Origin of the sequence: Pseudoclavibacter sp. 13-3, assembly GCF_021168475.1 — a bacterium.
Lineage (GTDB): Bacteria > Actinomycetota > Actinomycetes > Actinomycetales > Microbacteriaceae > Pseudoclavibacter_A.
The window spans coordinates 475,047-487,260 of the sequence record NZ_JAJOZT010000002.1; the positions used below are offsets into that span (position 1 = coordinate 475,047).

The 12,214-nt window shown below is 66.5% G+C and carries 4 protein-coding genes; 3 read left to right on the forward strand and 1 reads right to left on the reverse strand.

The window, feature by feature from the left end:
• Nucleotides 1-84 precede the first annotated feature (84 nt).
• Nucleotides 85-1,737: a SulP family inorganic anion transporter gene (locus tag LRX77_RS05635; RefSeq protein WP_231831926.1), complete on the reverse strand. Its 1,653-nt coding sequence runs from the start codon at nucleotides 1,735-1,737 to the stop codon at nucleotides 85-87.
• A gap of 398 nt (nucleotides 1,738-2,135) precedes the next feature.
• Here LRX77_RS05635 and rpoB point away from each other — a divergent pair, with 398 nt between their 5' ends.
• The 3 genes from rpoB to LRX77_RS05650 all read left to right on the forward strand — a co-directional run bounded on the left by rpoB (nucleotide 2,136) and on the right by LRX77_RS05650 (nucleotide 12,126).
• Entirely contained in the window at nucleotides 2,136-5,630 is a 3,495-nt protein-coding gene (rpoB, locus tag LRX77_RS05640; RefSeq protein WP_231831927.1) for a DNA-directed RNA polymerase subunit beta, read from the forward strand.
• A gap of 47 nt (nucleotides 5,631-5,677) precedes the next feature.
• Nucleotides 5,678-9,550, forward strand: a complete 3,873-nt coding sequence (locus LRX77_RS05645) for a DNA-directed RNA polymerase subunit beta' (RefSeq protein ID WP_231831928.1) — start codon at nucleotides 5,678-5,680, stop codon at nucleotides 9,548-9,550.
• Nucleotides 9,551-10,263: 713 nt separating this feature from the next.
• Nucleotides 10,264-12,126 (forward strand): acyltransferase family protein, encoded by a 1,863-nt coding sequence (locus LRX77_RS05650; RefSeq protein WP_231831929.1) that lies wholly within the window; start codon nucleotides 10,264-10,266, stop codon nucleotides 12,124-12,126.
• The last annotated feature ends 88 nt before the right edge of the window (nucleotides 12,127-12,214 follow it).

Here is a 12,214-nt window from a genome sequence, read left to right on the forward strand (position 1 = left end):
GAAGGCGTGGTGACGATTCGTCGTGACCGCGCCATCTCTGCGTCTGGGGTGTTCCTGTCAGCCGACCTCGTCGCCGAGTCGGGCTCAGGCGACCAGAGCCCTGGCCTGGGCGATGGCCTCCGGGGTGGTCTCGAAGACCTCGCCGTCGGCCCACAGCGCATCGAGCTCGTCGACGCTGCGCAGCACCTGCTCGTGCCCGGGGCGCACGGCCGAGAGCAGCACCACCACGCCGCGGTCGTGCAGCTGATGCACCGCGCTGCCGATCGCCTGCGCGCCGGTGGCGTCGACCGTGCTCAGATGCCCCATGCGCAGAATCACCACGCGCACCTCGCTCATCTCGGTCAGGTCGATCAGAAATCGCTGGGCGACGCCGAAGAACAGTGCTCCCTCGAGCCGGTACGGCACGATGGCCTGCCTGAGCAGCTCTCGCTCGGCCTCGCTGTGATCGGCGGGATCGAGCGGCTCGGGCTTCGCCTGCGTCGCGTCGCTCACGGCCTTCAGCGTGACGAGTGAGGCGAGGGCGAAGCCCACGATGACCGCCGTGATCACGTCGACGACCACGGTCGTCGCGAAGGTGGCGAAGAAGACGAGTGCGTCGCCGCGGGTGGCGCGCACGACGCTGCGGATGCTGCCCGGCGAGATCATGTTGACGCACGTCGCGAGCAGCACGCCGGCCAGCACGGCCAGCGGGATCTCTGCGACGACGCTGCCCGCGACCAGCACGACCGCGAGCAGGATCAGCGAGTGCGTCACCGCCGAGGTTCGCGACCGGGCTCCGGAGCGCACGTTGACCGCGGTGCGTGCGATGGCGGCCGTGGCGGGAACCCCGCCGAAGAACGGCACCGTGATGTTGGCGAGACCCTGTCCGAAGAGCTCGCGATCCGGGTCGTGCTGCTCGCCGACCGTCATGCCGTCGGCCACGCTCGCGCTGAGCAGACTCTCGAGCGCGCCCAGCGCCGCGACGGCCAGCGCACTGGGAATCAGTCCGGCCAGCGCATCCCACTGCAGAAAATCGAGGCTCGGGGCAGGCAGCCCGACCGGCAGCTCGCCGATGCGCGCCGTCGGCAGGCCCAGCCACCAGGCGAGTGCGGTGACTGCGGCCACCAGCAGCAGCGGCCACGGCAGCCCGGGGCGCAGGCGGCCGGCGATCAGGATCACGGCCGCCGTGACCAGTGCGACGAGCGGTTCGAGCCAGTGCGGTTCGGCGAACCAGCGCGTCAGCGCCTCGCCGGCGGTGGCCCAGACCTGCTCGTGCTGCCCGGCTGACACGCCCAGAGCCGTCGGCACCTGCTGCAGGGCGATGACCACGGCGATGCCCGCGGTGAAGCCCTCGAGCAGCGAGGTGGGCAGCATCTGCACGTAGCGTCCGATGCGGGCGAAGGCGACGACCAGCAGCATCACGCCGGCCATCAGTCCGACGGTCAGCACTCCGCCGACGCCGTGCTGGTGCACGATCGGCAGCAGCACCACGGTCATCGCGCCGGTGGGGCCGGTGACCTGCAGGTTGCTGCCGCCGAAGACCGCGGCGATGATGCCGGCGATGATGGCGGTCGTCATGCCCGCGGCGGCGCCGACGCCCGAGGCGACGCCGAAGGCGAGTGCGAGGGGCAGGGCGACGACGGCGACGGTCGCGCCCGCCAACAGGTCGGTGCCCGGGCTGCGCCGAGCGTCGGCGAGATCCTGCGGGCCGGGCAGCAGCGAGCGGATGCGATGGCCGAACCCGGCTTGAGCGTTCATGATGTTCCCCGTCTCACAGGGCCGTCGCATCAGTGCGCGGCGACGCTGCAGAAATCGTACAACACGTACATGTTTCTTTGGCGCGTCGTATACGTCGGCAGGGGAAGGCCTCGGTGAAGCGTCGAATGCGTGAACGAGCGGGAGGAATGTTGCAGGTCTGGACATCGCGTGCTATATGACGTATGCTGAACCTCTGCGCTCGACGGTGTCTTCTTCATGCCCGCATATGGCGGTGGGCAGGTGGTGTGTCATATTGCGGTCACATTGCACTCGATCCACGTCGGCCGCGGGTACAGATTGTACCCCCGGTCGAGGTGTCGCATCGGTGTGGATGCTGGCGAGTCGCGGTCGAAGTCAATGAAACGACAAGCCCCACCAGGCTTTATTGGAGGAATCCCTTGGCTGCTGCGCGCAACGCATCCAACACCACCGTCAACTCTCAGGGCCGCAATTACAAGCGCCTCTCCTTCGCCAAAATCACCGAGCCGATCAACGTTCCCGATCTGCTCGCCCTGCAGACCGAGAGCTTCGACTGGCTGATCGGCAACGAGGGCTGGAAGAAGCGTCTGGCCGACGATCAGTCCGCGGGGCGTCACGACGTGCCCGTCAAGAGCGGTCTCGACGCGGTCTTCGAAGAGATCTCGCCCATCGAGGACAATCTCGAGAAGATGCACCTCAGCTTCGCCAATCCCACGCTCGAGCCGGTGCGCTACAGCATCGACGAGTGCAAGGAGCGCGGCAAGACATACGAGGCCCCGCTCTACGTCGAGGCCGAGTTCATGAACTACGAGACCGGTGAGATCAAGACGCAGACGGTCTTCATGGGCAACTTCCCGATGATGACCCGCAAGGGCACCTTCATCGTCAACGGCTCGGAGCGCGTCGTCGTCTCGCAGCTGGTGCGTTCGCCCGGTGTGTACTTCGAGCGCCAGTTCGAGAAGAACTCCGACAAAGAGGTCTTCTCGGCGCGTGTGATCCCGAGCCGTGGTGCGTGGCTCGAGTTCGAGGTCGACAAGCGCGATCAGGTCGGGGTGCGCATCGACCGCAAGCGCAAGCAGTCGGTCACGGTGTTCCTCAAGGCCCTGGGCCTGACCGCCGAAGACATCCAGGCCGAGTTCGCCGGCTACGACTCGATTCTCTCGACGCTCGAGAAAGACACCATCGCCACCAAAGACGAGGCGCTGCGTGACATCTACCGCAAACTTCGCCCGGGCGAGCAGGTCGCTGCCGAGGCGGCCCGCGCTCTGCTCGACAACTTCTACTTCAACGACAAGCGCTACGACCTCGCCAAGGTGGGTCGCTACAAGATCGACCGCAAGCTCGGCATCGAGGCGCCGATCCAGCAGTCGGTGCTGACCGTCGAAGACATCGTCAAGACCATCAAGTACCTCGTCGCGCTGCACGCCGGCGAGGCCACGGTCGAGGGTGTGCGCGAGGGCAATGAGGTCGAGATCCCCGTCGACGTCGATGACATCGACCACTTCGGCAACCGTCGCATCCGCGCCGTCGGCGAGCTCATCCAGAACCAGGTGCGCACCGGCCTCAGCCGCATGGAGCGCGTCGTTCGCGAGCGCATGACCACGCAGGACGCCGAGGCGATCACGCCGCAGACCCTGATCAACGTGCGCCCCGTCGTCGCCGCGATCAAGGAGTTCTTCGGAACCAGCCAGCTGTCGCAGTTCATGGACCAGAACAACCCCCTGGCCGGGGTCACGCACAAGCGTCGTCTCTCGGCTCTGGGCCCCGGTGGTCTGTCGCGCGAGCGCGCCGGCGTCGAGGTGCGAGACGTGCACCCCTCGCACTACGGCCGCATGTGCCCCATCGAGACTCCTGAAGGCCCGAACATCGGTCTGATCGGATCGATGGCGACCTTCGCCCGCATCAACTCGTTCGGGTTCATCGAGACCCCGTACCGCAAGGTCGAGAACGGTCGCCTGACCGACCAGATCGACTACCTCACCGCATCCGACGAAGACGAGTTCGTGGTCGCCCAGGCCAACGCCAACGTCGACGACCAGGGCAACTTCATCAGCGACCGCGTGCTGGTGCGACTCAAGGGCGGCGACGTCGAGCTGGTGCCGGCCGATCAGGTCGACTACATCGACGTCTCGCCGCGCCAGATGGTCTCGGTCGGCACGTCGCTGATCCCGTTCCTCGAGCACGACGACGCGCACCGCGCCCTCATGGGCGCGAACATGCAGCGCCAGGCGGTGCCGCTGCTGCGCAGCGACAGCCCGCTGGTCGGCACCGGCATGGAGGCCTACACCGCAGTCGACTCCGGTGACGTCATCACCGCCGATCACGGCGGCGTCGTCACCGAGGTCTCGGCCGACCTGATCGTCGTCGAGAACGACGAGGGTGAGATCAGCAGCTACCCGACGCGCAAGTTCGATCGCGCCAACCAGGGCACCTGCTTCAACAACCGCGTGCTGGTTCGCGAAGGCGACCGCGTCGAGGCCGGCCAGGTCATCGCCGACGGCCCCGCCACACAGGGCGGTGAGCTCGCGCTCGGCAAGAACCTGCTGGTCGCGTTCATGCCGTGGGAGGGTCTGAACTACGAGGATGCGATCATCCTCAACCAGAACCTGGTCAAGAACGACACGCTGACCTCGATCCACATCGAGGAGTACGACGTTGACGCCCGTGACACCAAGCTCGGCAAAGAAGAGATCACTCGCGACCTGCCGAACGTCTCGCAGGACATGCTCGCCGATCTCGACGAGCGCGGCATCATCCGCATCGGCGCCGAGGTTCGCCCCGGCGACATCCTCGTCGGCAAGGTCACGCCGAAGGGCGAGACCGAGCTCAGCGCCGAAGAGCGCCTGTTGCGCGCCATCTTCAACGAGAAGAGCCGTGAGGTTCGCGACACCTCGCTGAAGGTGCCGCACGGCGAGCGGGGCACCGTCATCGGCGTTCGTCTGTTCGACGCCGAAGAGGGCGACGACGAGCTCGGCAACGGCGTGAACCAGCGCGTGGTCGTGTACATCGCTCAGAAGCGCAAGATCACCGAGGGCGACAAGCTCTCGGGCCGTCACGGCAACAAGGGCGTCATCTCGAAGATCGTGCCCGCCGAAGACATGCCCTTCCTGCCCGACGGCACGCCGGTCGACATCATCCTCAACCCGCTGGGCGTGCCCGGCCGAATGAACTTCGGCCAGGTGCTCGAGCTCCACCTCGGGTGGGCGGCCAAGCAGGGCTGGAAGGTCGACGACAACGCCGAGTGGGCCAAGGAGCTCCCGGAGCGCGCCCGTCAGGCCGAGCCGAACACGAAGGTCGCCACGCCGGTCTTCGACGGTGCGTCCGAAGACGAGATCTCGGGTCTGCTCGACTCGACGCTGCCCAACCGCGATGGCGATCGTCTGATCGACCACAACGGCAAGGTGCAGCTGTTCGACGGTCGTTCCGGTGAGCCCTTCCCCGACCCGGTGTCGGTGGGCTACATGTACATCCTGAAGCTGCACCACCTGGTCGATGACAAGATTCACGCGCGTTCGACCGGCCCGTACTCGATGATCACGCAGCAGCCGCTGGGCGGTAAGGCCCAGTTCGGCGGCCAGCGATTCGGCGAGATGGAGGTCTGGGCGCTGTACGCCTACGGCGCCGCGCACGCGCTGCAGGAGATGCTCACGATCAAGTCCGACGATGTCACCGGCCGTGTGAAGGCGTACGAGGCCATCGTCAAGGGCGAGAACATCCAGGAGCCCGGCATTCCCGAGTCGTTCAAGGTGCTCATCAAAGAGATGCAGTCACTGTGCCTGAACGTTGAGGTGCTGAACTCGGCCGGTCAGGCCGTCAGCCTGCGCGACAGCGAGGATGACGCGTACAACGCCGTCGAAGAGCTCGGCATCAACATCTCGAAGCAGTTCGAGAACGGCCCGATCGACGAGATCTGACCCGGCTGATCAACAGACACACAGAGACTTCCAGAAAGAGAGACAAAGTGCTCGAGACTACGACTTTCGATGAGCTGAAGATCGGCCTGGCCACCGCAGACGACATTCGTCACTGGTCACACGGCGAGGTCAAGAAGCCCGAGACCATCAACTACCGCACGCTGAAGCCTGAGAAAGACGGCCTCTTCTGCGAGAAGATCTTCGGCCCGACCAAAGACTACGAATGCGCCTGTGGCAAGTACAAGCGCATTCGATACAAGGGCGTCGTGTGCGAGCGATGCGGTGTCGAGGTCACGAAGAGCTCGGTGCGCCGTGAGCGCATGGGGCACATCGACCTGGCAGCCCCCGTCACGCACATCTGGTACTTCAAGGGCGTGCCCTCACGCCTCGGCTACCTGCTCGACATGGCTCCGAAAGACCTCGAGAAGGTCATCTACTTCGCCGCCTACATGATCATCTCGATCGACGAAGAGGGCCGCCACGACGATCAGGCCACTCTTGAGGCCGAGCTTCGCCTCGAGGCTCAGGAGCTCGAACAGGCCCGTGAGTCCGAGATCGCCGAGCGCATGAAGCAGCTCGAGACCGACCTCGCCGCCCAGGAGGAGTCGGGCGCGAAGGCCGACGCCAAGCGCCGCACACGCGACGCCGGAGAGAAAGACATCGCCCGCATCCGCAAGTCGTTCGACGAGCAGATCGCGCGACTCGACCAGACGTGGGAGGTCTTCCGAAATCTCAAGGTCGGTCAGCTTCTTCCCGAAGACGCCGTGTACCACGAGCTCGAAGACCGCTTCGGCGAGTACTTCGAGGGGCACATGGGCGCCGAGGCGATCCAGCGCCGTCTGCAGGACTTCGACCTCGAGTCCGAGGCCGAGAGCCTGCGCCTGCAGATCGAAGAGGGCCGCGGCCAGAAGAAGATCCGCGCCATCAAGCGGCTCAAAGTGGTCAGCTCGTTCCTGCACACCGGCACCTCGCCCGCATCGATGGTGCTCGACGTCGTACCGGTGATCCCACCGGAGCTGCGCCCGATGGTGCAGCTCGACGGCGGACGCTTCGCGACCTCCGACCTCAACGACCTCTACCGTCGTGTGATCAACCGCAACAACCGTCTGCGCCGTCTGCTCGACCTCGGTGCTCCCGAGATCATCGTCAACAACGAGAAGCGCATGCTGCAAGAGGCGGTCGACGCGCTGTTCGACAACGGCCGTCGTGGTCGTCCCGTCACCGGCACGGGCAACCGCGCGCTCAAGTCTCTGAGCGACATGCTCAAGGGCAAGCAGGGCCGCTTCCGTCAGAACCTGCTGGGCAAGCGCGTCGACTACTCGGGCCGTTCGGTCATCGTGGTCGGCCCGCAGCTCAAGCTGCACCAGTGCGGTCTGCCGAAAGAGATGGCGCTCGAGCTGTTCAAGCCGTTCGTCATCAAGCGTCTGATCGAGCTGGGCTACGCGCAGAACATCAAGGCGGCCAAGCGCAAGGTGGAGCGTTCGAACCCCGACGTCTGGGATGTTCTCGAAGAGATCATCAAAGACCGTCCCGTGCTGCTCAACCGCGCACCCACGCTGCACCGTCTGGGCATCCAGGCCTTCGAGCCGCTTCTCGTCGAGGGCAAGGCCATCCAGCTGCACCCGCTCGTCTGCTCGGCCTTCAACGCCGACTTCGACGGCGACCAGATGGCCGTGCACCTGCCGCTGAGCGTCGAGGCGCAGGCCGAGGCCCGCATCCTGATGCTCTCGAGCAACAACATCCTCAAGCCGTCGGACGGCCGCCCGGTCACCCTGCCCTCACAGGACATGGTCATCGGTCTGTTCACGCTGACCGACCACATCGAGGGCGCTGCCGGCGAGGGCCGCTACTACTCGTCGATCTCAGAGGCCATCCTGGCCCGCGACCTCGGCGACCTCGACCTGCACGCCAAGGTGCACATCCGTCTCGAGAACATCGCGTTCGAGCCGGGCAAGGAGCCCGAGGGCTTCGAGTCCGACAAGCCGTTCCTGCTCGAGACCACGCTGGGTCGTGCGATCTTCAACGAGCTGCTGCCTGACGACTACCCCTACTTCGAGGCACAGGCGGGCAAGGGCGAGCTGGCGCAGATCGTCACGAACCTCGCCGAGCGCTACCCGAAGGTGGTCGTCGCCGAGACCCTTGACAAGATCAAGGATGCCGGCTTCCACTGGGCGGCGCGTTCGGGCGTCACCGTCGCGCTGAGCGACGTGGTGACTCCGGCCGAGAAGCCGAAGATCATCGCCCAGTACGAGAAGAAGGCGACCGAGGTGCAGGAGCAGTTCGATCTGGGTCTGACGACCGAGACCGAGCGTCGCGCCGACCTGATCAAAGTGTGGACAGAGGCGACCGACAAGGTGGCCGACGCGATGAAGGCCTCGTTCCCGCGCGAGAACAACATCAACCGCATGGTCACCTCGGGCGCTCGAGGCAACTGGCTGCAGATTCGAAACATCGCCGGCATCCGTGGTCTGGTGAACGACGCGAAGGGCGACATCTACCCCCGCCCGATTCTCTCGAGCTACCGCGAAGGACTCTCGAACCTCGAGTACTTCATCGCCACGCACGGTGCTCGAAAGGGCCTCGCCGACACTGCTCTGCGAACTGCCGACTCGGGCTACCTGACTCGTCGTCTGGTCGACGTCGCACAGGACGTCATCATCCGCGAGGCTGACTGCGGCACGAAGAAGGGCATCGACGTCACCATCGCGAACGACGTCGACGGCACGCTGGTGCGCGACGAGAACGTCGAGAACTCGGTGTACTCGCGCACGCTGGCGGCGGATGCCGTGGCGGCTGACGGAACTGTGGTCGCCAAGCGCGGCGCTGACGTCGGCGACGTGCTGATCGACGAGCTGATTGAGGCCGGCATCACGCAGGTCAAGGTTCGCTCGGTGCTGACTTGCGAGTCTGCGGTCGGCGTCTGCCAGGCCTGCTACGGCCGTTCGTTGGCCACCGGCAAGCTTGCCGACATCGGCGAGGCCGTGGGCATCATCGCGGCCCAGTCGATCGGTGAGCCCGGTACGCAGCTGACCATGCGCACCTTCCACACCGGCGGTTCGGCTTCGGCCGACGACATCACCCAGGGCCTTCCCCGCGTCACTGAGCTCTTCGAGGCGCGCACCCCGAAGAACTCGTCGCCGATCTCAGAGGCCGACGGCCGTGTGCACATCGAAGACACCGAGAAGGGGCGTCGCGTCATCGTGACTCCCGACAATGGTGACGACGAGTTCGTGTACCCGGTGCTGAAGCGCGCGAACCTGCTGGTCGAAGAGGGGCAGCACGTCTCGCTCGGCGAGCAGCTGCAGTCCGGTTCGCTCGACCCCAAGGAGGTGCTGCGCGTCAGCGGCATCCGTGCCGTTCAGCGTCTGCTGGTCGAAGGGGTGCAGGGCGTCTACCGTTCACAGGGCGTGCCGATCCACGACAAGCACATCGAGGTCATCGTGCGGCAGATGCTGCGCAAGGTCACCGTCGTCGAGCACGGCGCCACCGACTTCCTGCCCGGTGAGGTTGTCGACGTCGATGCGTACAACAAGGTCAACCGCCAGACGGTCGTCGAGAAGAAGAAGCCGGCAACCGGTCGTCGTGAGGTCATGGGCATCACGAAGGCCTCGCTGGCCACCGACTCGTGGCTGTCGGCGGCATCCTTCCAGGAGACGACCCGCGTGCTCACACAGGCCGCGCTCGACGGCAAGGCCGACCCGCTGGTCGGTCTGAAAGAGAACGTGATCATCGGCAAGCTGATCCCGGCCGGCACCGGCCTGGGCGTCTACCGAGACGTCAAGGTCGAGCCGACCGAAGAGGCCCGTGCCGAGCGCTACCCGAATCGTCTGTTCAACGACTCGGTCGACTTCAGCCAGGGCGACCTTGGCTTCACCGATCTCGAAGACTTCGGAAACTTCGAGCCCGGAACGTACAACTAAGTCGGTCGCACGAACTCGCTGATCAGCAGCTCCGAAGAGGGCCGCGTGCAGGTCTCTGCACGCGGCCCTCTTCGTCTGCCGTCTGCAGGCGCTCAGCCGTCATCTGCCGACACCCGCACCGCTGTCCGGCGCCGCAGGAACTCGGTACTACGCTGGAGAAGGTCATGACCAAGAAGGAACAGAGCACACCAGCCGAGGCACCCTGGCGGGAGCCCTCGAACCAGACTGATGTTCAGCGAGACGGGACGCAGCGGCCCGCTGCTCCCGCGCAGTCTGCTCCCTCGAAAGCTCAGCAGCCGGCCCAGACCGCAGTGGAACACGTGACAAAGTCTTCGGTTCGGCGCGCCCAACGGCCGACAGGCGCGCCCGCTGCAGTGCCGACTGCAGCGCCAGAGCCTGCATCTGCGTCTGCAGCAGCACCGCCACGTCGACAAGGAATCGAACCGCAGCATTGGCGCCCCGCGCCGGTGAAGAGTTGCCCCGAGCCACCTGCTCCGCGCACGCCGCGGACTGGGAACACACCGCGGGCAGGGAGCACGCCGGTGCGTCCGACGCTGCCAGTAGCGCAGGCGGCGCAGGCGGTGCCGGCGAGGCAGAAACCGGTTCCAGTTCCCGCGCCAGCTCCTCTCGCGCCAGCCCCACCCGCGCCAGCCCCACCGGTGTCAGCACCTCCGAAGCCGACCCCGCCGACGTCTCGCGTTTCGGCCCGGCCTGTGGCCCGGCCCGCTGCCCGACCCCCTGCAGGGCGACGCCTCGGCGCCCTTGACGGACTCCGCGCGATCGCAGTGCTCGCCGTCATCGTCTATCACCTCAACGTCGCATGGCTGCCGGGCGGCTACCTCGGTGTCGACGTCTTCTTCGTGCTCAGCGGCTTTCTCATCACCTCGGGCCTCGTTCGCGACCACGACGACCGAGGCGGCATCAGACTGGGCCGATTCTGGCTGCGCCGCTTTCGACGGCTGATCCCGGCGCTCTGGACGATGGTGCTCGTCTGCACGGCGGCGCTCGCCCTGTTTCCGCCAGATCTGCGCGCCGCGCTGGGCCGGCAGCTGCTCGGCGCGTTCACGTACACCTCGAACTGGCTGTCGATCGCGGCTCACGACTCGTACTTCGCCAAAGACACCCCGCTCGCCTTCGTGCATCTCTGGTCGCTGGCCATCGAAGAGCAGTTCTACCTGGTCTGGCCGCTGCTGCTCTTCGCGGTGCTCGCGCTGCGCCGAGCCGGCCGTGTGGGCATCGCCCTCGTGCTCGCCATCGCCTCGGGGCTCGGCATGGCGGTCATGTACGTGCCCGGCGCCGATCCGAGCCCGGTCTATTTCGGCACGCTGACCCATCTCTTCGGGCTGATGCTCGGCGCCGGCCTCGCCTTCGCGCGGCCCCTCTACAGCGCGGGCGGGCTCGGGCAGATCGCCCCGAGGCACCCGCTGACTGCGGGTGTCGTCAATCTCGTCGCACTCGGGTCGCTTGCCGTGCTCGGCGTCGCGTTCGCCCTGCTCGGCGACCAGCTCCCGTTCACCTATCAGGGCGGCATCTTCCTGGTCTCGGCACTGGTCGTGGTCATCATCGCAACGCTCGGCGACCAGCGATCGGTCGTCACCAAGGTGCTGCAGACGCAGCCGTTCCGCCTGATCGGCCGTCTCTCGTACGGCATGTACCTGTGGCACTGGCCGGTCATCATCATGGTGCGTCACCTCGTCGGCGGGCAGGGCCAGCCCCTGCCGACCGCGCTGGTCATCGTGCTCAGCCTCGGCCTGACGATGCTGGCGAGCTGGCTCAGCTACCGCTTCATCGAGCAGCCGATTCTTCGGCTCGGCTTTCGGCAGACCCTCAAGCTCGTGCACACCCGCCTGGTCGTGGCCGGAGGGATGCGTCGGCACGTCATCCCGATCGGTGCGGCCGCGGCCGTCAGCGTGCTCTGCATCGTCTCACTGGTCAGCGCACCCGATCGGTCGTCGGCCCAGCAGTACGTCGAGACCGGGGCGGAGTACGCCAACATGGCCTCGGCGAAGGCACCGGCGATCGATCCTCACGGAGCCCCTCCGGCCGAGCCGCTCTTCCCGTCGACGCAGCCCATCGCACAGATCCACGGCACCGACATGATCGCCGCCGGAGACTCGGTCATGCTCGCCAGCGCACGCCAGATCAGCCAGAGCTACCCGGGCATCCTCATCGACGCGCAGGTCGCGCGGCAGAGCGGCGACACCTTCCGCGCCGCCCGCCAGCTGCTCGCCGACAACCGCGACCGCCGTGTGCTCGTCGTGCACGCCGGCACCAACGGCGGCATCGACGCCGACGCTCTCGAAGACCTCGTGACCTGGTGCGGCCCGAACCGACGCATCGTGCTGGTCGACATCTTCGCGGCGCGCAGCTGGGAGCAGCCCGGCAACGCGACGCTGGAGTCGATCGCCGCACAGCATCCGCAGACGGTCGCCGTGGCTCACTGGCACGCCGCCGTCCAGGATCACGTCGACGAGCTGGCCGGCGATCAGATCCATCCGGGGGATGCCGCCGCGGGCCGGTATGTCGCATCGGTGACGGATGCGCTGGGCCGGCTGGGTGTGACCGTCGTCGGCTGATCGGGGCGGGCTGCGTCTACGCGTCGGCCTGCGCGGTCGCGATGCGTCGAGGGTCGCAAGGTGGGATACTGGAGAGCGGCGCACTCTC